The sequence below is a fragment of the Vibrio algarum genome, assembly GCF_028204155.1.
Taxonomy (GTDB): Bacteria; Pseudomonadota; Gammaproteobacteria; order Enterobacterales; family Vibrionaceae; genus Vibrio; species Vibrio algarum.
The window spans coordinates 3,159,329-3,184,531 of sequence record NZ_JAQLOI010000001.1 but is presented as its reverse complement, the minus strand read 5'-3'; the positions used below and the strand labels follow the sequence as shown (position 1 = coordinate 3,184,531).

Sequence of the window (25,203 nt, the reverse complement as noted above, 5' to 3'; positions counted from 1 at the left end):
TTATCGATGAAGGGCAAACGTTGGCAGTGATAAGTGCCATTTGATAGCTCCCAGTCGAATGATTAACGTGGCGAGCGCACCGGAAATAAAGGCGACTCTGTTGCTGTAGTCGAGGTAGAGTGCGCCAACATGGATAGAACCGCCTATGATGCATGCTGTAGCATAAACTTCGCTTCTTAGGACCATTGGTACTTCTCTTGCTAGCACGTCACGGATAATCCCACCGCCACAGCCAGTTATAACACCCATAATGACAGCGATTAAGTAAGAGTCTTGAAACAACAGAGACTTTTCAACACCAATTCCAACAAACGCACCGAGCCCAATCGCATCAAAAACAGGTAATACGAACCAAGGCAAGCGTCTTGGATGGCGAACAATAAGTATTGTTAACAAGCATGTGATAATAATTATCCAGATGTAAGCGGTATTGGTAATCCAAAATACGGGTGTTGCTCCTAATGCCATATCTCTGATCGTGCCTCCGCCTATAGCAGTAACACTACCAAGTACGATGACGCCAAACGGATCCATCTTCAATCGTCCCGCAAGCAGTACGCCTGAAATAGCAAATACAGCGGTACCAAAAATATCGATAAAGTAGAGTAGAGTAGAATCCATAGGTTGCTAAAGGCGTTTAGGAAAAAGAAATTAACTAGATTCTACTCCAATTCATAGTGTCATGACGAAGTAATTATCCTAATCCGTCGCATTACATTATTGAACAAATCTGAGTAATTAAGCGAAAGGTAACCGGTAATCTTACCTACGAGGGGATGCTGAGTGGTATAAATTATCCATAGTTCTGGTTATTTTATCTGGTTTGTACTGTATGTTTTTCTCGCGATTTCAAAGTGCTGGCATGCTTGCTCAATTGCTTTTAGCGAGCGAGGAGTTGGGCGATTTAACCAATCGGCATTGAGTGACCAGATAAATTTATTGCTAACCGCTGGGATCTGTTTTTGCCATGGCGTCCACAATTCAGTGTTTTGCACAGTGTGGGGAGAAGTAAACATAACCTGTGGTGCTTTTACAATAACTTGCTCTAGACCTACTTGAGGGTACGGGGTTGGTGACTGTTCAAAAATATTAATCCCCCCACACAGTGAAAATACCTCACTAGGCCAATGATTGTTAGCAATGGTATAAATAGGCTTGCTACTAAGTTGATAGAAGTAGGAAATAGGGGCTCCGCTAGAATATTGGTCTTGTAGCCGTTTCAGTTCTTCTCTAAACGCCTTAGCATTTGTTCTACCCACATCTGGCTTGTCAGCATATTGACTTAACTCTTCAATTCTATCTGCAATGTCAGCCACGTAGGTAGTGTCAGAGTAATAGATGGAGAAACCGAGCCCCTTCAGTTGGTTGAGAGACTTAATTGATCCTCCGGATCGCCAAGCGACAATCAGATCTGGATTAAGCGCAATAATTCTTTCAATATTGACGCTATCAAAATTAGCGACTTTTTCTAATAATTGAGCCTCTTCTGGATAATCGCTGTATTCACTAACGGCAACCAGTTTGTCCCCAAGGCCTGCAGCGTAGACGAGTTCAGTAGAGGAGGGGGCAAGCGAAATAACCCGCTCTATTGAATGAGCTAATGGACTAACTGCGAATAATAAAACAAAAGTAATGAAACGCACGTTATATACCCTGATAGAGCAAAAACATCAGAGTACTTTGTAATGCTATCCAGACAAACAACCGCCATGCGAGCAGTTTTTGTATCTGACCAATATGCAGAGCGGTTGGCACAACCCTTCCACCGATTTTAGGCCTGACAGTCTTACTGTCTCCGTAAATAGCCGGTCCACCTAATGAGAGCTCAAGTTTACTCCCGACAGAGGAAAGGAGCCAAGCAGGCCCTGGCATTGGCCATGTTTTACTTTGCATTAATACTTGACCAAAAACCTGTGTGGCATTCTTGCCAAGGATAACCATGATGCTGAATATGCGAAGTGGAATAAACTCAAATAGCGCTAACATTCGAGTGGCAGGAAGGCCAAAGGGTAGAAATTGACTTCGGCTAGGAGACCATGCTCTGGCCAATTCAGAGATTAACCTAAACAGGAGTGCGCCAATTCCGCCAGTGAGACCAAACCAAAAAAGAACCGAAACGACATTTCGTCCGTAACCCAAAATCAGGGTTTCAGCGCCTGCTTTGCCAATACCGACAGGAGACAGTGACTTTGTTACTCTGTTTAGAATTGGCTCTAGTAGGCTTCTGGCAAGTTTTTTATCTTCTTTTGCAATAGCATCGGCAAGGCCATGTCCCAGCTTTTCACTATTTCGCCAGTCGATAGCGAGAAGAAGTAATGCAAGGTCGAAAAGTTGGGGTTGCCAAACTAAAGGTTTCAATGCGACCAATACAATCAAAGCCGGTACGGCCATTAATACCCAAGCTAAAGTGCCTGAAATTAGACTTTGTGAGTAGCTTTTGTTGGTATTGACCTTGTCCGCAAGGATCCTTGCAAAGGCTCTCCAAAGTGTTGCTGGATGGCCTGATATTGGGATAGGGAGAATCAAATGGAACAGTAAGGCTCCCCACAAAACTAATAGAGCGCCATTACTGTATATTTGATCGAATGCAGCTTGCATAATGGTTACTTCAACAACGTAACCATATTGGAAACCATTTCAGATGAGCTTTTTGCCGCCAAAGGCAAGAATTCGTCAAAGCTCATTGGGGATTCCTTATCAGCAACATCAGATATCGCACGTACAACAACAAAAGGAACGCCGAATTGATGGCAGGTTTGAGCAACCGCCGCAGCTTCCATTTCAACGGCAATCACCGATGGGAAGTATTTACGTATATATTCCTTTTTCTCATCTGAGCAGACAAAAGCGTCACCAGTACAGATAAGACCACGAACGGAATGTTGGCCTTTTTTTATCGCAATGGCTTTTTCTGCCACTTCAATGAGTGCTTTGTCGGCAACAAATGCAGCGGGTTGGCTTGCCATTTGGCCCATTTCATAGCCAAATGCTGTGACATCTGCATCGTGGTGACGAACTTCTGTAGAGACGACAACATCGCCTAAGTTAAGGCTTGAGTCAAAACCACCGGCTGAACCAGTATTGATAACGACATCAGGAGAAAATTGGTCTAAAAGAATAGTCGTACCAATGGCAGCGGCTACTTTTCCTATGCCAGACTGAAGCAGGACTACTTCGACACCGTTTAGTTGACCAGAATAAAAGGTACAGCTCGCTTTTTTCTCTTCAACACAGTTAACGATTGCTTCTTTTAAGATGGTGACTTCTTGTTCCATCGCACCAATAATGCCGATTTTCATGATTTTCTCTCAGAAATTTAAATAGATACTTAATGGGCGATTGTAGCATATAGATTTGGGCAAGGAATCTAGAATCTAGCTGGGCGAAACCTTTTGGATTGAAGACAAAAAAAGGCCAGCTAAATTAGCTGGCCAAAACAAAGTTTGGAAGGAAACCTTTGTTATATAAAAATATTAAACATTTGAAAGCATTAGCGAGTCCGCTTTCGCTTCCAAATTCGTCGTCCCCATTAGGAAGTCATCAACAGCACGGGCGCATTCGCGTCCTTCGTTGATACAACGAACGACAAGTGACTGGCCTGTACGCATATCACCCGCAGCAAATATGCCTTTTTGGTTTGTAGCAAAGCCTTCAGTAGCAACGTTACCGCGCTCATCCAGTTTGATATCTAGTTGAGCTAGAACACCCGTTGGTTCTGGGTGTAAGAAACCCATTGCCAAAAACGCTTTATCACAAGGAATAACGCGCTCACTGCCTTCTACTTCTTTAAAGTTTGGACGTTCACCAGGCTTAGCTTCTTCCCATTCGATATCCGCTAAACGCAAACCAGTTACTTGACCAGATTCATCACCGATGAACTCTTTAGTTAAGATATTCCAGTGACGCTCACAGCCCTCTTCATGAGAAGTGGATGTGCGCAGAATCATTGGATATTCAGGCCATGGCATGTTTACCGGGCGCATCTCTGGTGGCATTGGCATGATTTCTACTTGAGTAATACTTGTCGCACCATGGCGATTAGAAGTACCTACGCAGTCAGAGCCTGTATCACCACCACCGATAACCACCACGTTACAATCTTTAGCATGAATCTCTTCAGTTTTAAGATTCATATTGTTTGCACGACGGTTATTTTGACCAAGGAATTCCATAGCGAAATGGACGCCCTTAAGTTCACGGCCTGGGATTGGAAGATCACGTGGCACAGTTGAGCCACCTGTAAGCAACACAGCATCAAATTCTTGACGAAGCTGTTGAGCATTAATATCTACACCAATGTGAGAGTTGGTTTCAAAGATGATGCCAGCCTCTTCCATTAGATTAACCTTGCGATCAATGACATCCATACCTAGCTTAAAGTCTGGAATACCAAAGCGAAGCAGTCCACCCACTTTTTCGTCTCGTTCATAAACCGTCACGCAGTGACCTGCGCTATTTAGCTGCTCTGCAGCGGCAAGACCGGCAGGACCCGAACCTATAATCGCGATAGTTTTACCCGAGCGAATACGTGGTTTTTTAGGTTGAGCATAGCCTTCACGATAGGCGGTTTCTACAATGGTCTTTTCTATATTACAGATAGTAATAGGGTCTTGGTTTATACCAAGGACACAAGACGTTTCACAAGGAGCAGGACAAACTCGACCCGTAAACTCAGGGAAGTTGTTTGTACTGCTAAGAATGTGCCACGCTTCTTCCCAGCTATCACGATAAACAGCATCGTTAAACTCGGGGATGATATTACCGATCGGACAGCCGTTATGACAAAACGGCACACCACAGTCCATACAGCGAGAAGCTTGAGTCGCAATTTTCTCACCAAATTCTTCGTTTAGAACGAATTCTTTGTTGTTTTGAATACGAACACTTGGGTCGATCTTCTTTGGCAGTTCACGACCATGCTCTAAAAATCCAGTAGCCTTACCCATTATACTGCCTCCAACTCTTCCGTGTTTGCTGCTTGTGCTTCTGCTTTACGTTTTTGTAAAACCGCTTTGTAATCACGCGGCATTACCTTGGTCATTTGCGCTAAATTCGCGTCAAAATCGTCTAGGAAAGCTTGTGCAACTGTACTTCCAGTGAACTTAACTTGCTTAGTTAGCATGTCGTGTAGAAGGTCTTTATCTTCTTGTTCAATAGGATCTAGGTCAACGAGTTCAGGGTTAAGCTTAGTTTCAAAATCACCAGCTTTATCCCAAACATAAGCTGTACCGCCACTCATACCTGCAGCAAAGTTTCTGCCTGTAGAGCCAAGGATAACAGCGATACCACCAGTCATGTATTCACAACCGTGGTCACCAACACCTTCAACAACAACTTTAGCACCTGAGTTTCTTACACAGAAACGTTCACCAGCAAGGCCTCGAATGAAGGACTCACCAGAGGTAGCACCGTAGAAACAGACGTTACCAACAACGATATTTTCTTCAGGTACAATGCTTGCACTTGAATCAGGGTAAAGTACTAGCGTACCGCCAGATAGGCCTTTGCCCCAATAGTCATTTGCATTACCTTCTACTTCAAACTTCACGCCTTTCGCTAGGAAAGCACCAAAAGATTGACCTGCAGAACCAGTGAATTTCACTTCCATTGGTTGAGGTAGACCTTGGTCTCGATAGACTTTCGAAATCTCGTTCGATAGCATCGTACCCGTACTACGGTCTGTATTGATAATTGGTAACTGTGCTGAAACCGCTTCACCTTTCTCAAGAGCAGGTTTCGCAAGTTCAATCAATTTACGGTCAATAACTTCTTCAAGTTGGTGATTCTGTTTGATCTGGTTGTATATACCATCGGCTTCACGTGCTTCTTCAATATGAAGAACAGGAGAAAGATCTAGGTTTTTATATTTCCAGTGTTTGATATCGTCACGTACTTTCAGTTTGTGTGATTGACCAACCATTTCTTGAATCGTACGGAAACCCAGTTCAGCCATGACTTCACGTAAACCTTCAGCCATGTACTGGAAGAAAGTTACTACGTCATCAACACGACCATCGAAACGTTCACGTAATGTCTTGTTCTGGGTTGCGATACCAACTGGGCAAGTGTTTTTATGACACTTACGCATCATGATACAACCTTCAACGACAAGCGCTGCAGTCGCTACGCCCCACTCTTCTGCGCCCAGTAGCGTTGCTACTGCAAGGTCGCGAGGTGTTTTCATCTGACCATCAGACTGAACAACGATACGGTTACGTAGGCCGTTTTTCAGTAGCGTCTGGTGAGTTTCGGCCAAGCCTAGTTCCCAAGGAAGACCAGTGTGGCGGATAGATGAAATAGGTGAAGCACCTGTACCACCGTCAAAGCCAGCAATAAGTACAACGTCAGCTTTTGCTTTAGCAACACCTGAAGCGATAGTACCTACACCTGCTTCAGATACGAGTTTCACGTTAACTCGACCATCGCGGTTCGCATTTTTCAAATCGTAGATAAGTTGAGCCAAATCTTCGATTGAGTAGATATCGTGATGTGGCGGTGGTGAAATAAGGCCGACTCCTGGAGTGGAGTGACGAGTTGCACCAATCCAATCATCTACTTTATCACCTGGTAATTGACCGCCTTCACCTGGTTTTGCACCTTGCGCCATTTTAATCTGAATTTCGTCAGCATTGGTCAGGTAGTAAGAGGTAACACCGAAGCGACCTGAAGCGACCTGCTTGATAGCTGAGCGTTCCCAGTCACCATTTTCTTTTCTTTCGAAACGATCTGGGTCTTCACCACCCTCACCAGAGTTGGATTTTGCACCAATACGGTTCATCGCAACGGCAAGTGTTGAGTGAGCTTCGTATGAGATTGAACCAAAGCTCATTGCACCAGTAGCAAAGCGTTTGAGGATGCTTTCAATAGGTTCTACTTCTTCAAGAGGGATAGAACCTGCTGGGTTTTTAACGAAATCTAATTGGCTACGCAGTGTTGCTGCATCGTCACCCTGAGCATCAACCGCGCTGGTATACTGTTTGAACTGAGCATAGTCTTTGTTGCGCGTTGACTTTTGAAGTAGTGAAATCGTTTCTGGGTTAAACAGGTGTTTTTCACCACGCTGTTTCCATTGATAAACACCACCTACATCTAGCATCTGGATAGGGATCTCGCGAGTAGGGAAGCCAATACGATGACGTACAAGTACTTCTTTCGCAATATCGTCAATAGTCAGACCCTGAATACGAGTAACCGTACCAGTGAAGTACTTATCAACAACAGATTTACTAATACCAAGCGCTTCAAAAATTTGTGCACCGTGATAAGACTGAAGTGTAGAGATACCCATCTTAGAGAAGATCTTAAGTAGACCGCCATTTACACCGATACGATAGTTGTTGAACAACTCTTCTGATGGTGTTTCTGGATCTAGTTTTTTCTTCTTCTGTAGATCAACAATCGATTCCATTACTAAGTAAGGGTTAACCGCATTCGCACCATACCCGATTAGCGTGGCAAAATGATGGGTTTCACGAGCATCACCTGTCTCTATAACAATGTCACACTTCGCACGTAAGCCTTTACGAATTAAGTGGTGGTGAACAGCACCAACGGCAAGCATCGCAGGGATAGCTGCATGGTTAGAGTTGGTTGCACGGTCAGTTAAGAGAATAATCGAGTAGCCATCGTTAACGGCATCTTCGGCATATTGACAAACACGTTTTAAAGCGCGCTCTAACTTGCCTTCTTCTTCACTTGCACGGAATACGATATCAAGTGTTTTAGCTTGAAGGTGTTCGTTATCTATAGCACGCAGTTTTTCTAACTCTGAGTTAGAAAGTACAGGTGATTCAAGTTCAACCTTTTGACAGTGTTCTGCTGATTCAGTCAGTAAGTTCTGATCTTTACCTAGGTAAGTATTCAGAGACATAACCATGCGCTCACGAATCGGATCGATTGGTGGGTTGGTTACCTGAGCAAACAATTGCTTAAAATAGTTAGATAAATGCTGAGACTGATGTGACAGGATTGCTAGCGGCCAGTCAGCACCCATTGAGCCTAGTGGCTCTTTACCGTCTTTAGCCATAGGAACGATAATGTCGTTCACTTCTTCGGTAGTGATACCAAAGGCTTGTTGGCTATGAAGCAAACGCTCCGCAGAAGGTTGGTGGTGCATGTTATCAGCTTCAGGTAGCTTTTTAAGGCTAAGAAGGTTGTCTTTTACCCACTTTTGATAGGGTTGAGCTGAAGAAATACCATCTTTTACTTCTTCATCAGAAATAATACGGCCTTCTTCTAGGTCAGCAACGAAGATACGACCTGGCTGCAAGCGGCCATGATATTCCACATTGCTTGGTGCAATTTCGACCACGCCAGATTCAGATGCCATCACAAGGAAGTTATCCTTGGTCACAGTATAGCGAGAGGGACGTAGACCATTACGGTCCAAAGTTGCCCCTACTTGAACACCATCGGTGAAACAGACTGAAGCAGGACCATCCCATGGTTCCATCAAGTTAGCGTGATATTGATAGAATGCGCGACGTGTCTTGTCCATGTTTTTATTTTCTTGCCACGCTTCTGGAATCATCATCATTAGAGCATGTGGCAAGCTACGGCCCGAAAGAACAAGTAGTTCTAACGCCATATCAAAGTTAGATGAGTCCGACATTCCTTCTTGACAGATAGGAAGTAACATGTCGATTTCAGCTTGAGTAAACAAATCTGACTCTAGGATAGCCTCACGCGCTTTCATCCAGTTCAAGTTACCGCGTACGGTGTTAATTTCACCGTTGTGTGCGATATAACGGAAAGGCTGCGCTAGGCGCCATCTTGGGAATGTATTGGTAGAGAAGCGAGAGTGTACTAGCGCTAGAGCGGTAACCATGGTTGGGTTACCAAGGTCTAAGAAGTATTGAGGTACTTGCTCTGTCGTTAACTGGCCTTTATAAACAAGCGTCTTATAAGACATTGAGTTGATGTAAAACTCGTCTTTAATATTAGAGACACTTTCAAGACATACACGAACCGTGTAATTACGTAAAACGTACAGTTTACGCTCTAGCTCTTCAGGCGTTGTGCCAGGGCTACCGGAAATAAACACGTGTTCGAACTGCGGTTCAGTGCTTAGAGGGTCATCACCAAGCATAGAGTTGTCTACAGGCAGAACTCGATAGCCTACAATCTCTAGCTCTAGGCGGCGCGCATTACGCTCTAAGATATCGCGGCATTGTTGACGTTTATACTCGTCTTTAGGGAAAAGTATTACCCCAACGCCGTACTTTTCAAAAGACGGTAGTTTGATACCAAGTTTTACTGTCTCTTCAAGTAAAAATTCATGAGGTTTTTGAAGCAAGATTCCAGCACCGTCTCCGCTGCATGGATCACAACCCTGACCGCCGCGGTGTTCCATTCTCGCTAGCATATCTAGCGCTTGGGTTACAACATCGTGCGATTTACGGTTTTTTAAGTGAGCAACAAAACCGATACCACAAGCATCATGCTCCAATTCAGGAGTATAAAGACCTTGTGTTTTCTGCTCTCTATCTACCATAAGATACATCCTTCCAATTAAATTTCAGGCGTAACATGCCGAAGGCATTTCGACCCTATCGTTTTATTATTTGTTTAGTTCATAGCATCACCAAGTGTGGTGAGCTTGAGTCCATTCCGTTCTTCACAGGAAATTTATTTGTGAAGAAAACAATTCCGTTAGTGATATCTATTGTTGTTATTCCACTTAGTAGTGGTTTGTATTGGTGGGTTAGATATACACAGATTAATCCGCAATAAACAGCTGCCCTTTCCCTAGGGTATTAAATGCGAACGTTCATCCATCCTACAATTTTGTGTAGCTTAATTCCATCAAAAAGTTGAGCTTGATTACGTTTTTTTAATAACCATATGAATAACAAACAGTAAAAATGGTGAAAATATGGGGGATTCAAGCGAACATTATGCATCTTTATTAAAATCTGTATTGCTTTATTGATATGGGATAGTGAATCCTATCGTACCACTGCCTATAATTCTGCGGCTTAATTTTTCAGTGATGTAATATTCTTTCATATAGACCTAGCTTTATTATGGTTACTAGGCGTATTACATCCATATTAGTTTTACAACAGTAACAAATATAGGTAGTCCGGATAGATGCAATTACACGAATTAGTCAATACTCTTGGTCAAGACTTACAACATCGGTATGGTGAAAAAGTCCACAAGCTAACGTTACATGGAGGCTTTAGTTGTCCAAATAGAGATGGAACGCTTGGACGTGGTGGTTGTACTTATTGCAATGTTGCCTCTTTTTCTGATGAGAAAACACAGACACAGAGTATTTTAGGGCAACTAACCGACCGAGCTGGCGAAGTGAAGAGAGCTCAAAAATATTTAGCGTATTTTCAAGCCTACACAAGTACCTATGCTGAAGTGCAAACGCTTAAAAATATGTATGAAGAAGCCTTGAAATTAGCAGATATGGTGGGGTTGTGCGTCGGAACTCGACCTGATTGTGTTCCTGAAGCGGTTTTAGACCTATTGTCTGACTATGTACAACAAGGTTATGAAATATGGTTGGAGCTGGGTTTACAGACTGCCAACAACAATACATTAAAGCATATAAATAGAGGACATGATTTCGAATGCTATGCTGAAATCACTAAAAAAGCACGAGCATTGGGGATAAAAGTGTGTACTCACCTGATTATCGGCCTACCAAAAGAGACAAGATCAGATTATCTCGAGACGATGGACAAGGTTTTAGCTGTGGGGACTGACGGTATTAAACTACATCCTCTGCATATTGTTGAAGGAAGTACAATGGCTAAAGCATGGAAAGCAGGGCGTCTAGACGCACCTGAAATGGATGATTACGTTAGTGTCGCCAGTGAATTAATACGAATGACACCACCGGGCGTGGTATATCACAGAGTATCTGCTGCTGCTCGACGTCCTACGTTGCTAGCGCCACTCTGGTGTGAAAATCGTTGGTTAGGGATGACAGAAATAGGTAGAGCATTAGATAAAGATGGAGCACAAGGGTCGTTGATCTCTAAACCATTTGTGTATACAAAACCATTAATTAAAGAACAGAAGAGCACAAACTGATATATTTATCCATAATCCCCTTGAAAATGAATATAATACGAAATGGACAATTTGTTTTATCGAATAGCAGAATGGAATTACTTTGCTGAAATTGAAGTGCTGGTGGTGGTCATCGCACTTTCAATTATTGTTGCGCAGAGACTGAGATATAAGAAGCAACTTACCTCCTACTACAGAGATACACCTGTCGCGCTGATAGTAATTGACGCTCAATCTGGAGATTTATTGTTATCGAATCGCGGTTCTCAACAGTTACTTGGTATAAAGCAAGTGGGGAAAAACTATTCATATCCATCCGGTCTAGATCAAACATCATTTTTACAGTCATTTAATCAAATCAGCGGTAAGACCTTTCAAAATATTGAACAAGCTTGGACTATATCCAGTAGTCATCAAGTTAATATTGATTTTTCAGGAAGGAAAATTCGCTTTAATAATCGTTCTTCTTGGCTTATTTATGCGAGCTTGCATCAAAACTCAGGGCTTGAGAATGAACAAGTAAAAACGTCACTTCGTGTGGCTCGAACCTCTCTAGATTCCCTTTCAGAACTTATCTATATAAAGAATAAAGACGGTGATATTGTCGATACCAATCGGGCCTTTGATATATTTTGGAAGGGAAGATCGGAAGAGTCTGATGTTGATATCGATGAAATACTCCAAGGGCGAGGCACGCAAAGACGTTGGACAACCGATCCACAAGGTCGAGGTTGTTTGTTAGAAACTTCTCAATCAACGCTGTTATCGAGCGACGGTGAAATACTCGGGTCTTTGAGTATAAGCCATGATGTAACCGATTGGTTTAAGATGCAGCAAGACTTACGTGACGAAATGGAAAAGCGTAAGGGGACAGAGATTGCATTGGCACAAAGAGATACCATTTTACAGTCACTGTTAAAGTCTTCACCCGACGGTATTGCTTTATTCAATGAAAATAAAGTTTGCGAGGCGTGTAACCAAGCCTTTGCGGATACGTTAGGAATTACAGACTACACAACATTAGTGGGTAAACGCGTAGACGATGTATTACCACCGCATACATATAAAGACTTTTCTCGTACCGATGATGAAGTACTTAGAGAAGGGAAATCATTAAGGTATCGAGATCAGATGTTTGATGAGGATGGCCAACCTAAATGGTTCGATGTCGTTAAGTCTGCATATAAAGATCCTAACTCTGGTGCTAATGGCGTGCTGCTTATGGCTCGAGATGTCACAGATAGTTGCTTAGTTGAGATGCAATTGGAAGAGATGAATCAAGAGTTGGAAAGACTAAGCTTTTTGGATGGTTTGACTCAGATTGCAAATAGAAGAAGCTTTGATGAGCAGCTCGATACGATTTGGAATATGCATAAAAGACAAAAAATGTCGCTCACCGTTATGTTGTGTGATATCGATTTTTTTAAAGACTTTAATGATAATTACGGCCATCAGAAAGGTGATGAGACGTTAAGGCTGGTAGCACAGTCATTTAAAACAGTATTGACCCGTTCATCGGATTGCGTTGCAAGATACGGTGGTGAAGAATTTGGTTTTGTTATTCCTAATACTGATAAGGCAGAGGCACAAGTTCTTGCTACAAAAATTCACGATGTGATTAACCAGATCGATATCAAGCATGAGTTTTCGTCAGTGAGCGATCGAATCACATTGAGCATTGGCGTTGTGTCGATAATACCTAGTAGCCTCGATACTCCTGATATATTGGTAGACTATGCAGACCAAGCGCTCTATTTAGCCAAAAAGAAAGGTCGTAACCAAACGAGATATCACGAAGAATAATGATAAATAGTGATGGGCAATACTTACAAGCCCTTTTCTTATAGATAAAATAGCTCATCTTCTTTTTTCGGAGTAATAAATGAAACCAATCAAAAGCTTAGCTCAGTATTATGTTGATCTTCTCGTTAAGCTAGGCATCCTGCGGTTTTCAATTCTACTTGCATTAGCACTTGTGGCCCTGGCAGTTTTTGTTCAGGTTGGCATTACATTAGGCTTGCAGGGCAATGTAGATGATATCGACATTATTCGCTCTGTTTTCTTTGGGCTTTTGATTACGCCATGGGCCGTTTACTTTCTATCCGTTGTAGTCGATCAATTAGAAGAGTCTCGCCAGAGATTGTCTAAACTTGTCTCCAAATTAAAGGATATGCGCTCTAGAGACCAAGAGCTGAACAACCAGTTACAGTTGAATATCATTAAGCTTAATCAAGAAATAGAAGAGCGTCAAAAAGCAGAAGAAGCTCGACAAGATGCTATTAATGATCTTGAAAATGAAGTATTCCAACGGGAAAAAACTCAACTAGAGCTTGCTGAGAGAACCACTTTACTACGGTCTTTTATTGATACATCACCGGATCTTATTTATTACCGAAATGCGGATGGCATTTTTTCAGGTTGTAATCGCGCTGTTGAAGAGCTCACTGGTCGTTCTGAGCAAGAACTTGTTGGTTTAACGCCTTGGGACGTTTATAGCAAAGAGATTGCTCAAGAAGTCGTCACAACAGATGAACTGGTATTTAGTAATAATGAAGAGATCACTTATGAACAGTGGCTTGAATATCCAGATGGAAAAAAAGTTTATTTTGAGCTTCGCAAAGTTCCATTTTATAACAAAGAAGGGCGACATTTAGGTTTAGTAGGGTTTGGTCGCGACATTACAGAGCGGAAAAAGTATCAAGATGCATTAGAAAAGGCGAGCAGAGATAAAACGACCTTTGTGTCTACGGTGAGCCATGAATTAAGAACCCCCTAAACGGTATCGTTGGATTAAGTAGAATGCTGCTAGATACGTCTTTAACAGAAGAACAGCGGCAACATATGCAGACCATTAATGTAAGCGCCATTACATTAGGTAATATATTTAACGATATTATCGATATGGATAAGTTTGATCGCCGAAAATTAGAATTGTTGCCAAAAGCCGTCAGTTTGGAAGACTTTGTCTCTGAGATGGAGAGTATCTCTGCATTGATGGCCGAACAAAAAGGTCTTCGTTTTGATTTAGAAAGGCTCACAAGCTTCCCAAGCTTTATTGAAGTCGATGCCACACGTTTACGTCAGGTACTTTGGAACTTGATTGGCAATGCTACTAAATTTACTAAAGAAGGTGGCGTAGTAATGGGTGTCAGCGTTGATGTTGAAAATGGCATCGCTGATATCATGTTTGAAGTAGAAGATAGTGGTATTGGCATACCGGAAGCTGAACTAGAAAAAATCTTTGCCATGTACTATCAGGTAAAATCAGGCAAGGATAACCTACACGCAGTAGGAACAGGAATTGGACTCGCTGTCTCTAAGCAGCTTGTCAAAATGATGGGAGGGGATATTAGCGTTAGCAGTGAAGAAGGATTTGGAAGTACCTTTACCTTGAATATTCGTGTTCCTGTTGTGGAAGGCGTTGCTGAGGTTAAATGTAAACCAAAACAACAAAGGGCGCTTCGTATCTTCATGATAGAAGATATCCAGCTTAATATTACCGTTGCTAAATCTCTTCTGGAAAGTTTAGGTCACTCTGTTGATATAGCAATGAATGGTGAGGATGCTATCTCACAGTTTTCACCAGAGGCATACGATCTAGTCTTATTGGATATTCAACTGCCTGATATGACAGGTTTTGATGTTGCACAACATTACCGCGCACAGTTCTCTGATTTGCCCCCATTAGTTGCGCTCACAGCAAACGTGATGAAAGATAAAAAAGATTATATCGAAAAGGGCATGGATGATGCACTAAGCAAACCTCTCTCAGTAAAAGCCATTCAAAGAGTGATTGAAAAATGGTGTATTGCCGGTGAAGTAGAAAGCGGTAATGAACCAGTAAAAGAACAAGAAAAAATATCTCACTCAGATGTCGCTTCGAAACTCTTAGATATCGAAATGCTTGAATCCTATGTTGATATCGTTGGGACTCAGCCTGTGTTAGATAGTATAAAAATGTTTGAGGAGATGCTACCGGGCTATTTAGATATATTGGATTCCAATATGGTGGCACAAGATCAAGATGGAATCGCATCGGAAGCACATAAGATCAAAGGCGCGGCAGGGTCAATTGGGTTAATGCGTATTCAAAGCGTCGCACAAAAAGCGCAGTCTCCACAAATGCCTGCATGGTGGGAAAATATCGCTGATTGGGTAGAGGAGATAAAGAATGAATATCAAAATGATATTGAAGTGTTAAAAGGCTGGTTAGCTGCTATAGATAAACAGTAATGACGACCAGAGCCAATAAAATCTGATAGAACAAAAATACAAACTATCTGGTAATAAGCGTCAGACATCTGTTGCCTATTACCAGTAGTTAATCTATCTAATCGATTACTCTTCTAAATCACCACAAAAGCGGTAACCTTCGCCGTGAATAGTAGCGATAATTTCAGGAGTATCAGTGATAGATTCAAAATGCTTACGGATACGACGAATAGTTACGTCAACCGTACGATCGTGTGGTTTGAGCTCACGTCCAGTCATCTTCTTAAGAAGGTCCGCACGAGTTTGGATCTTGCCTGGGTTTTCACAGAAGTGAAGCAATGCTCTAAACTCAGAACGAGGTAACTTATAGCTGTCACCTAGTGGGCTTACTAAAGAGCGGCTGTTAATGTCTAAGACCCAACCGTTAAACTCATATTTCTCAACGCTTCTTTTCTCTTCAGGAGCGTTATTATCGTTCATTGAACGAGTAAGAAGGTTGCGAGCACGAATAGTTAGTTCACGTGGGTTAAAAGGTTTTGTAATGTAGTCATCAGCACCTATTTCTAGGCCCAAAATCTTATCTACTTCATTATCACGACCAGTTAGGAACATAAGAGCAACATTCGCTTGCTCTCTAAGCTCACGAGCTAAAAGTAATCCATTTTTACCAGGAAGGTTGATATCCATGATAACCAAGTTAACTTGGTTGTCTGCAAGTACATGATGCATGTCTTCACCATCACTTGCTTCGAATACTGTATATCCTTCTGCTTCAAAGATACTTTTTAGCGTATTACGAGTAACTTGCTCATCTTCAACAATGAGTATTTGCGGGGTTTGCATTGGCGATACCTAAATTGTAACGAAATTGTGTCATATTTAATAAATTCTAAGCAAAAAGTAACATATGGGCAAAGTGTTTGCGATGTTTCTTAACAAAAATTGCTACAAAGCACTTCAACTAGGTACGCCTGTCCCTGGGAATAACCTATTTTTACAGATACACATACAAATAGTATGTGTATTTACATTTCTGCTATATAAGTGATGGATTTTATTATCTTAAACGTGCAGCAACAATAACAGTTTGTTAATTTTTTTCACTTTGTTGATTTACATCAATAGATATAACATAACATTTTCTCGATTTATTGAGTTTTCTGTCAAGGAATGAAGATGAATATAAATTCAACATTATGGCGTCATTATAGAGATGTTTATTTCTTTATTAACAGAGAGTTAAATTTGTCTCAGTTTGCCATAATAACCGCATGGAATCCTTATAGTATTAAGGTGTCTAAAGAGCAAAATGAGAAGAAAAATAACGCACTTGAACAAAAATTTAATGATTTTAATTATTGCAAATTGTTGGTTGGTGATTTAAAAAGGACATGGCTCGAAGAGAGCTTTGCTGTAGAAATGCCTCAAAATTTAGCGATAGAGCTCGGAAAAATGGTTAATCAAAATGCCATATATTATGTGAAAAATAACCAGCTTTATCTCATTTCCTGCTTAGAAAACAACGGCTCAGAGATGATAGGAACATTATCTCAGAAGATCGTCATACAAAAAAATTAATAGCAGATAAGAATTATTATTGAATAAGTAGAACGGAATTTAAAATCAATCACAGTTGATCTGCGTTTTGTGAAACTGTGAAAATCAAGGAGGAAAAATGAACGATATACTTCCAGATATATGTGACAAGTATGAGGAACAAGTAACACTACTTGACCTGCCACTTCAAAACTTTGGTCAGCGTGATGCTTTCTTTGGTGAAGTGGTCACAGTACGTTGCTTCCATGACAACTCTAAAGTAAGAGATGTTTTGGAACAAAATGGAAAAGGTAAAGTTCTTTTTGTTGATGGAAATGGGTCTCTTAAAAAAGCACTATTGGGAGATCAACTTGCTATCTTAGCTATTGAAAATGGCTGGGAAGGCATTATTGTGAACGGAGCAATACGAGATGTTGCGGTTATGTCAGAGTTAGACATAGGCGTAAAAGCATTAGCAGCATGTCCATTTAAAACAGAAAAGAAAGGTGCTGGTGAGGTCAACGTATGCCTAACTATGAATCGCCAGATGGTTCACCCTGGTGATTATATTTACGCAGATTGGAATGGCACCCTGTTGTCAGATAAATTACTCGAACTCTAAAAGCGGAAACCTAATCCCACTTCAACACCTTGCTGCCACTGCTCGTAATCGAGGGTGGCATGCAAGTCTAAATTATCGGATATTTTTACTCGACTACTGACTTCTGCAGATACAGTACTTTCTTCAGAGCCATCTTCAAGAAATTCTGTTTTAGTATGAATAGTGCTTTTTAGAGAAACTCTTTCATTAAAGCTATAACTAACACCACTTAGAAAACCGTTTTCACTATATTGCTCATTAGAGGTGTCTAATCGCGCACCCACATAAATATCAACAGAATCAAACAAAGAATAAGCGTAGCCGCTATCTATCTTCCAAGTATCAAATTCGTTACCCGTTTGAGTTTGACTCGATAAAAAGAGCTTGTGAGAAGAACCCTGATCTTGAGAGGGGAGGTTTGGTAAGCTAACAGCGAAAGAATGTGCGGAAAACACAAAAAGGCTTATACATAAAAAAACTGCATTTTTCATCGTCGCCTCCCTGCTTACATCTAGCTTTTATTAATCAATTTAGATTTATATGCTGAATTGGTTTATCAGTGACTTTAATTAAAACACATATTTTGACAATCGGATCCTTCCATTTGGATCTTTATATAGATCATTTGGTTATTTAGAGACTAGTTTCATATGATATTCATTTAAAAAACAATAAGTTAACATTTATGTATCATTATTAACTTTTTACTAAAAACATGATGCGGAACGAAAAAAAATGAACTTTCAATTGACTCTATGAGTGAAAATCGGTAAACGTAGAGGTAAGCAAACACAAAATACGATTTTAATTACATAATATGCATTTAGCACGCCATACAATAATGACCACAACCATTATTACCGACATTACCGATGTTGGGGCAGGCTGCTAAGAGAAAGAAATTTCAAAAAAAGGCCTGTATCCAAGAAGATACAGGCCTTTTTTTATACGAGTTTAAATATACTGGAGGTAGGGATGCGAGTTCTCAAGTTTGGTGGATCATCGTTAGCAGATGCTGACCGTTTTTTAAGAGCGGCAGATATTATTGCGAACAATGCTCAACAAGAAGAAGTGGCGGTGGTTTTATCCGCGCCAGGGAAGACCACAAATAAATTGGTTGCCGTTATAGAGGGAGCGCTTCGTAATGGCGATGCTGATCTGCAGATTGCAGAGTTAGAGAACTCTTTTGCTCAGTTGTTTACTGACATCAAAGCGGTACTACCAAATGTAGACAATGCTGCATTTGATGAACAAGTAAATGTATCTATGCTGCAATTGCGTCAATTCGTTCACGGTATAGCGTTGTTGGGTATGTGTCCTAATAATGCAAATGCACGAATAATCAGCAAGGGAGAAAGAATCTCTATCAAGTTGATGCAGGCCGTATTAGAAGCGAAAGGCCAGTCAGCAAGCCTTATTGACCCAGTAAAGTATTTGTTTGCTAAAGGTGATCACCTTGAAGCAATGGTTGATGTAGAAACCTCTACGCTAAACTTCAAAAAAGAACCTCTTCCAGTTGGTCACGTGAATATTATGCCAGGATTCACAGCGGGCAACGAAGATGGTGAGTTAGTTACTCTTGGACGTAATGGTTCAGATTATTCTGCAGCGGTTCTAGCCGCTTGTTTGAGAGCCGACTGTTGCGAAATCTGGACGGATGTCGATGGTGTATACAATTGTGATCCTCGTTTAGTCGATGACGCCAGATTATTGAAATCACTGAGTTATCAGGAAGCAATGGAATTGTCCTATTTTGGCGCTTCAGTTCTTCATCCTAAAACCATTGCACCAATCGCTCAGTTTCATATCCCTTGTTTAATTAAAAATAGTTTTAATCCGCAAGGTGCTGGTACGCTGATTGGACAGGATACAGGTGAAGATAATCTTGCAATTAAAGGGATTACTACTCTAAATAAACTCACAATGGTGAACGTATCTGGCCCAGGGATGAAGGGCATGGTTGGTATGGCCAGTCGTGTATTCGGAGCGATGTCTTCTTCTGGTGTTTCAATTGTCTTAATTACTCAATCTTCTTCAGAGTACAGCATTAGTTTTTGTATTGAAGCGGCTGACAAACAAAGAGCAGAACAAGCGCTACATGATGCCTTTGAACTTGAACTAAAAGACAGCTTGTTAGAGCCTGTCGAGTTTATTGATGATGTCGCTATTGTTACCTTGGTTGGGGACGGCATGCGCACTTCTAAAGGGGTTGCATCGCAGTTCTTCTCCTCACTTGCAGAAGTTAACGTAAATATCGTTGCAATTGCGCAGGGCTCTTCTGAGAGAGCGATATCAGCGGTGATACCTGAAGATAAAGTCTCAGAAGCTATCAAGGCGTGTCACGAGAACTTCTTCAACTCTAAACATTTCTTGGATCTATTTATTGTCGGTGTTGGTGGCGTAGGTGGTGAGTTAGTCGATCAAGTTCAGCGACAACAAGCGAAACTGGCACAAAAAGGCATTGTTATCCGTGTGTGTGGCCTTGCAAATAGCAAAGGTGTCTTACTTGATGCGAAAGGCCTTCCATTAAGCAACTGGCGCGACCGTATGGGGCATGTTTCGGAAGAATTTTCTCTCGCCTCATTAATCTCTACAGTGCAGAGAAACCATATCATTAACCCAGTATTAGTAGACTGTACGTCAAGTGAAGTTATTGCTGAGCAATATGCAGACTTTTTAGCGGCTGGCTTCCATGTTGTTACGCCGAACAAAAAAGCGAATACAGCAAGTATGGCGTACTATCATCAATTACGTCAGGTAGCTCGTAGCTCTCGTCGTAAATTATTGTATGAAACAACAGTAGGAGCTGGTCTACCGGTTATTGAGAACCTTCAAAACCTGATCTCAGCGGGTGATGAATTAGATAAATTTAACGGTATTCTTTCTGGTTCTCTTTCTTTCATCTTTGGTAAATTGGATGAAGGTTTAACGCTTAGTCAAGCGACTAATATTGCTAAAGATAACGGTTTTACAGAGCCGGATCCTCGCGATGACCTTTCTGGTATGGATGTCGCTAGAAAGCTGCTTATCCTTGCACGTGAAGCAGGAATGGAGTTAGAACTAGATGATGTGGTCGTTGAACAAGCATTGCCACCGGGCTTTGATGACTCTGGTTCTGTCGATGAGTTTATGGCTCGCTTACCTGAAGCGGATGCTTATTTTAGTGACTTAGCAGAGAAAGCGGCACAAGAGGGTAAAGTACTGCGTTATGTTGGGGAAATCGATGCAGGTAAATGCCGAGTAAGAATTATCGCTGTTGATGGCAATGATCCGATGAATAAAGTTAAAGATGGTGAGAATGCGCTCGCCTTCTATAGCCGTTATTATCAACCAATCCCACTTGTTTTACGTGGTTACGGTGCTGGTACTGAAGTGACTGCTGCGGGCGTTTTTGCAGATGTAATGCGTACACTCGGTTGGAAATTAGGAGTTTAACTGATGAATTCAAGTGATATGGATGTTGTCGTTTACGCCCCCGCTTCTATCGGCAATGTAAGCGTTGGTTTTGATGTCTTAGGTGCGGCGGTTTCTCCGATTGATGGCACACTACTTGGTGACCGAGTATTGGTGAAAGCGGGTGATACGCCATTTGAGTTAAAGACAGCTGGTGATTTTGTCTCAAAGCTACCAGAGAACCCAAAAGAGAATATTGTTTACGATTGTTGGATTGTTTTTTCACGTGAACTGGACAAAAAGGGTATTGAGCTTAAGCCTCTTCAGATGACCCTTGAGAAAAATATGCCGATAGGCTCTGGCTTGGGTTCTAGTGCTTGTTCTATCACTGCGGCGCTTGACGCGCTTAACCGTTTCCATGGTCAGCCTCTAGATGAAATGGAATTGTTAGCACTGATGGGTGAGATGGAAGGAAAAATATCTGGCGGTATTCACTACGATAACGTCGCACCTTGCTACCTAGGTGGTTTGCAATTGATGCTTGAGGAACTTGGCATTATCAGCCAAGAAGTTCCTTGTTTTGACGAATGGTATTGGGTAATGGCTTACCCAGGTATTAAAGTCTCTACCGCTGAAGCGCGTGAAATTTTACCTTCGCAATATCGTCGTCAAGATGTTATTGCACATGGTCGTCATTTAGCTGGCTTTATTCACGCCTGCTATTCGGGACAACCTGAACTCGCAGCGAAGATGATCAAAGACGTGATCGCAGAACCATATCGTGAGAAACTACTGCCGGGTTTTGCTAATGCTCGTCAATATGCAACTTCAGCCGGTGCATTAGCGACTGGAATTTCTGGTTCGGGCCCGACACTGTTTAGTATTTGCAAAGAAAAAGATGTCGCTGAGCGAGTTGCTCGCTGGTTAGAACAAAATTATATCCAAAATGAAGAAGGATTCGTTCACGTTTGTCGTCTAGATAAACAGGGATCGACCGTTACAGGAAGTGAGCTATGAAGCTTTACAACATCAAAGAAAATGACGAGCAAGTCTCCTTTGGGCAAGCCGTACGCCAAGGGCTAGGCCGCAATCAAGGCCTATTTTTCCCATCTGAACTACCAACGTTTAGTGATGTGGACGCACTGTTAGAAGAAGACTTTGTCTCTCGCAGTAGCAAAATTTTATCCGCACTTATTGGTGATGAACTAAGCGAAGAGCAAGTTCTAGAATTAGTTGGGAATGCTTTTCAGTTTCCAGCACCAATAAAAAGCGTTAAAGAGGGTGTTTACGCACTTGAGTTATTCCATGGACCAACTTTAGCATTTAAAGACTTTGGCGGCCGTTTTATGGCCCAGTCTCTTGCTGCAGTAACCGATGGCGGAAAAATAACGATTCTAACGGCAACGTCTGGTGATACTGGTGCTGCTGTTGCTCATGCCTTCTACGGTATGGAAGATATCAATGTCGTGATCCTTTACCCGAAAGGAAAGATCAGCCGACTACAAGAGCAGCTCTTTTGTACTCTGGGCAAAAACATCCATACGGTTTCAATAAATAGTGACTTTGATGCTTGCCAGTCTTTGGTGAAACAAGCCTTTGACGATCAAGCGTTACGTGAAGAGATCGGCCTTAATTCCGCTAACTCGATCAACATTAGTCGCTTAATGGCGCAGATCTGTTACTACTTTGAAGCTGCCGCTCAAATGAGCAAAGCAGAGCGTGAGAACTTAGTTATCTCTGTTCCAAGCGGTAACTTTGGCAACCTAACTGCTGGGCTATTGGCTAAAGCTTTAGGCTTGCCTGTTAAACGCTTTATTGCTACGACTAACGTGAATGACACTGTGCCTCGTTATCTAGAGACAGGTAAGTGGGAGCCTAAACCAACCATTGCAACTACATCGAATGCAATGGATGTGAGTCAGCCAAACAACTGGCCCCGTATTGAAGAGTTGTGCCGTATTAAAGGCTGGGGCTTGGATACATTAGGTAAGGGCGTGGTAACAGATGAGCAAAGCGCAGAATCAGTAAAAGAGCTAAATGATCTTGGCTATCTATGTGAACCACATGGTGCTATTGCATATCGCAGCCTTAATGAGCAACTTCAAGACGGTGAAACGGGCCTATTCTTATGTACCGCTCACCCGGCAAAATTCAAAGAGGTTGTAGACGATATTCTAGGAACCGATATTGAAGTGCCAGCACCACTTGCTAAGCATGCAGTGATGGAAAACCTATCGGAAGAGCTAAATGCCGATTTTGAAGCGCTGAAAGCTGTACTGAGAAAAGCTCAGAAATAATTATAAGCAGTATGTACTAAAAACGGGTGGCTCTATTGAGTCACCCGTTTTTTATGCCTAAAGTTGCGCTTTGGGTGTTTTAAGCCGTTGGACCAGTTGTAATTGAATGGATTTCATCACAAGAAATCTTTGCGAAGATCGGCTGTTAGTAAGACGAACACTATTACCACCTAGATGGTCTGAAGCGATATACATCGCTCGTATCTGGTACAAAATGAGCAATAGAAAACTGCTTATAAAAATAACGATAAAGGTGAAAAAATTAACTTGAGGTATCAATGCCCAAGTGGTCGATGTGATCAGAAAAGACAAAGAAAATATATTAAAAATAGAGCGTTTCAGCCCAGGTTTTCCGGCCTCTCTTTGCACCATATCAGTTAAAAGGTCGTTATTTTTTCTAATGACTAACACGTTGTTGGTAAGTTGAGTGTTTGTTGCTAGGTGTCGCTCTAGGGCGTTCATTGATTTACTGCAGTGACGGTACTCATTATTCCACTCCTACTGGTTTGTGGGTTGAGCATACTGGCAACAAATGACACATATGGCGTGTTTAGCTACTAATGCATCATCGGTATCAACGATCCGGTGATCATCTCGCCTTAGCCATCTTAATGTATTTTCCGTACCTGTTTATCTACTCTGCTTCCAATACCCGAAACTATCTTTGCCGGAGTGATTATTGACTAATTTAAATTTAACAGGTGAGTTAACTTTCTATGTATGGACGTTATGACATCGAACTCCTGCGCTGTGCGACAGCTAGCAAGGCAGACCCAATAGTCGCCCGCTTCATCTGTACCATTAAACAGTATCCAAAAATCAGACGCTTTATAAGGTTTACGGATGATCGCTCATTTTAGTTTTCAGCAAAGCATGAAAAAACAGTATCTGCTGATTAGACAGATTAGCGCTATCAATCCATCACTTTTTTATCTCTCGCTGCCAAAGCAGCAAAGAAAGTACATATAAGAGCGACAGCGGCAATAAGCAAAATAGGAATGGTCCATGATTCACTTTGAGCGTGGATTTGGCCAACAATGGTGGGGCCTGTTGCAGCCAAGGCGTAGCCTATCCCCTGAGACATGCCTGAAAGCGCACCAGCTTGGCTTGCGTTAGACGTACGCAAGCCGACAAATGAGAGTGCAATAATAAAGGTAGAGCAGTTGGCAAGGCCAAAGAGTCCAACCCAAAATATCGCATAATCCGACAGATATAGAAGGCCGATTAAGCCAATAAATACACTAAAAGCACACAGCGTAATAAGCCATTGCTGATTGTTTTTTCTACCTAGAATAGGCAGCAATAATAATCCGGGTACCATAGTAGAAAATTGTAAAAATCCGTATATGTAACCCGCATCAATTTCGCTGTAGCCTAGGTCGCTGAGTATTTTTGGTAGCCATCCAGCTAAAGAATAGAAAGTAAAAGAGTTTAACCCTAATGCTAGTGTCACTTGCCATGCGACTGGGCTTTTTAACAAGCTTCGCATAGAGGTAGTGTCTTCGTTGTTTTGTTGGTTATTTACTCTTGATGTTTTATTTCTTAGTCTTGGCAACCAAATTGTCAGGGCGAGTATCGGGAACAACAGATTCATAAAGAGTGCGAGTTGCCACCCAGTTGAACTAAAAATCGTCAATTCTGAAAATGGAACCATTAGGCTAGAGCTTAACGTGGATCCAATACCCATAGTAAATATGTAAATAGAGGTCACTGTTGCTATGCGAGTGGGGAAATTGATTTTTACCACGACGGGTAAGAGGACATTTCCTATCGCAATGCCTATTCCGATGAGTATGGTACCCAAATAGAGCGTTGATATGGCTCCCCAAGACCTCAAAGTAATACCCAATGTAATTAGTATGAGTGCTAGCAACAAACTGGGTTCTAACCCTAGCCGGCGTGATAGCTGAGTCACAAGTGGTGAGAACAAGGCGAAAGTAAGTAGTGGCAACGCCGTTAGAAAGCCAGCAGCGGAAGAGGCTAAGCTTAAGTCATGCATGATCTGCGCGAGTACAGGCGCTAGACTAGTAAATGGTCCTCTTAGGTTGAGCGCTAAGAAAAGAATACCTAGCATTATTAAAATGCTTGCTCGAAGAGGCGCTCTCATGTGATTGTCTGCTTAGAAGTCGTTTAGGG

At 41.8% G+C, this 25,203-nt stretch carries 17 protein-coding genes, 2 pseudogenes and 1 other annotated feature; of the genes and pseudogenes, 9 read left to right on the top strand and 10 right to left on the bottom strand.

The features are described from left to right. From PGX00_RS14855 to gltB, 6 genes are all read right to left on the bottom strand, one after another. Positions 1-621, bottom strand: coding sequence for a TRIC cation channel family protein (locus PGX00_RS14855; RefSeq protein ID WP_272137743.1), 621 nt, complete (start codon positions 619-621; stop codon positions 1-3). 188 nt (positions 622-809) lie between these two features. Next, positions 810-1,643: a vitamin B12 ABC transporter substrate-binding protein BtuF gene (btuF, locus tag PGX00_RS14850; RefSeq protein WP_272137740.1), complete on the bottom strand. Its 834-nt coding sequence runs from the start codon at positions 1,641-1,643 to the stop codon at positions 810-812. Position 1,644: 1 nt separating this feature from the next. Continuing rightward, entirely contained in the window at positions 1,645-2,598 is a 954-nt protein-coding gene (locus PGX00_RS14845) for a cobalamin biosynthesis family protein (protein WP_272137738.1), read from the bottom strand. Positions 2,599-2,603: 5 nt separating this feature from the next. Continuing rightward, positions 2,604-3,299, bottom strand: coding sequence for a 5'-methylthioadenosine/S-adenosylhomocysteine nucleosidase (gene mtnN / locus PGX00_RS14840; RefSeq protein ID WP_272137736.1), 696 nt, complete (start codon positions 3,297-3,299; stop codon positions 2,604-2,606). A 174-nt stretch (positions 3,300-3,473) separates the two neighbouring features. Beyond that, positions 3,474-4,946 (bottom strand): glutamate synthase subunit beta, encoded by a 1,473-nt coding sequence (locus PGX00_RS14835; protein ID WP_272137734.1) that lies wholly within the window; start codon positions 4,944-4,946, stop codon positions 3,474-3,476. Further along, positions 4,946-9,493 carry a glutamate synthase large subunit gene (gltB, locus tag PGX00_RS14830; protein ID WP_272137731.1) on the bottom strand — a complete coding sequence of 1,516 codons (4,548 nt, stop codon included), beginning with the start codon at positions 9,491-9,493 and terminating at the stop codon, positions 4,946-4,948. Before gltB ends, PGX00_RS14835 begins: the two co-directional genes overlap by 1 nt. A gap of 599 nt (positions 9,494-10,092) precedes the next feature. Between gltB and PGX00_RS14825 the strand changes: the two genes are divergently transcribed. The 4 genes and pseudogenes from PGX00_RS14825 to PGX00_RS22960 form a co-directional block, all read left to right on the top strand. After that, positions 10,093-11,049, top strand: coding sequence for a TIGR01212 family radical SAM protein (locus PGX00_RS14825; protein ID WP_272137729.1), 957 nt, complete (start codon positions 10,093-10,095; stop codon positions 11,047-11,049). Between the two features lie 42 nt (positions 11,050-11,091). Then, a complete protein-coding gene (locus tag PGX00_RS14820) occupies positions 11,092-12,831 on the top strand; it encodes a sensor domain-containing diguanylate cyclase (RefSeq protein ID WP_272137727.1) in 1,740 nt (579 codons plus the stop codon). Positions 12,832-12,910: 79 nt separating this feature from the next. After that, a pseudogene (gene arcB, locus PGX00_RS14815) lies at positions 12,911-14,830 on the top strand (aerobic respiration two-component sensor histidine kinase ArcB); the annotation flags it as partial. Positions 14,831-14,910: 80 nt separating this feature from the next. Beyond that, a pseudogene (locus PGX00_RS22960) lies at positions 14,911-15,261 on the top strand (Hpt domain-containing protein); the annotation flags it as partial. Positions 15,262-15,366: 105 nt separating this feature from the next. Here the strand turns inward: PGX00_RS22960 and arcA are convergent. Further along, on the bottom strand, positions 15,367-16,083 hold the full coding sequence (gene arcA, locus PGX00_RS14810; RefSeq protein ID WP_272137725.1) for a two-component system response regulator ArcA: 717 nt from the start codon (positions 16,081-16,083) through the stop codon (positions 15,367-15,369). A 333-nt stretch (positions 16,084-16,416) separates the two neighbouring features. On the opposite strand from arcA, the gene PGX00_RS14805 reads away from it, so the two are divergent. Together PGX00_RS14805 and PGX00_RS14800 are read left to right on the top strand one after the other, a co-directional pair. After that, on the top strand, positions 16,417-16,818 hold the full coding sequence (locus tag PGX00_RS14805; RefSeq protein WP_272137723.1) for a DUF3293 domain-containing protein: 402 nt from the start codon (positions 16,417-16,419) through the stop codon (positions 16,816-16,818). 97 nt (positions 16,819-16,915) lie between these two features. After that, a complete protein-coding gene (locus tag PGX00_RS14800; protein WP_272137721.1) occupies positions 16,916-17,398 on the top strand; it encodes a putative 4-hydroxy-4-methyl-2-oxoglutarate aldolase in 483 nt (160 codons plus the stop codon). On the opposite strand, the gene PGX00_RS14795 is transcribed toward PGX00_RS14800, so the two are convergent. Beyond that, complete coding sequence (locus tag PGX00_RS14795; RefSeq protein ID WP_272137719.1) at positions 17,395-17,868, bottom strand: ribonuclease regulator; 474 nt, start codon at positions 17,866-17,868, stop codon at positions 17,395-17,397. The two genes, PGX00_RS14800 and PGX00_RS14795, sit on opposite strands and share 4 nt — an antisense overlap. Before the next feature lie 339 nt (positions 17,869-18,207). Beyond that, positions 18,208-18,324 (top strand) — a sequence feature (Thr leader region). 28 nt (positions 18,325-18,352) lie between these two features. On the opposite strand from PGX00_RS14795, the gene thrA reads away from it, so the two are divergent. From thrA to thrC, 3 genes are read left to right on the top strand one after another with little or no spacing between them, the layout of a single operon-like run. After that, the gene (gene thrA, locus PGX00_RS14790) at positions 18,353-20,812 is read left to right on the top strand and encodes a bifunctional aspartate kinase/homoserine dehydrogenase I (RefSeq protein ID WP_272137717.1); all 2,460 of its coding nucleotides are present in this window, start codon (positions 18,353-18,355) and stop codon (positions 20,810-20,812) included. A gap of 18 nt (positions 20,813-20,830) precedes the next feature. Continuing rightward, positions 20,831-21,787: a homoserine kinase gene (gene thrB / locus PGX00_RS14785; RefSeq protein ID WP_272138093.1), complete on the top strand. Its 957-nt coding sequence runs from the start codon at positions 20,831-20,833 to the stop codon at positions 21,785-21,787. Next, positions 21,784-23,067: a threonine synthase gene (gene thrC, locus PGX00_RS14780; RefSeq protein WP_272137715.1), complete on the top strand. Its 1,284-nt coding sequence runs from the start codon at positions 21,784-21,786 to the stop codon at positions 23,065-23,067. The genes thrB and thrC overlap by 4 nt, the downstream gene beginning before the upstream one ends. Positions 23,068-23,124: 57 nt before the next feature. Here the strand turns inward: thrC and PGX00_RS14775 are convergent, their stop codons facing one another. Both PGX00_RS14775 and PGX00_RS14770 read right to left on the bottom strand, forming a co-directional pair. After that, the gene (locus PGX00_RS14775; RefSeq protein ID WP_272137713.1) at positions 23,125-23,529 is read right to left on the bottom strand and encodes a hypothetical protein; all 405 of its coding nucleotides are present in this window, start codon (positions 23,527-23,529) and stop codon (positions 23,125-23,127) included. A 451-nt stretch (positions 23,530-23,980) separates the two neighbouring features. Continuing rightward, entirely contained in the window at positions 23,981-25,174 is a 1,194-nt protein-coding gene (locus PGX00_RS14770) for an MFS transporter (RefSeq protein ID WP_272137711.1), read from the bottom strand. Positions 25,175-25,203: the final 29 nt, after the last annotated feature.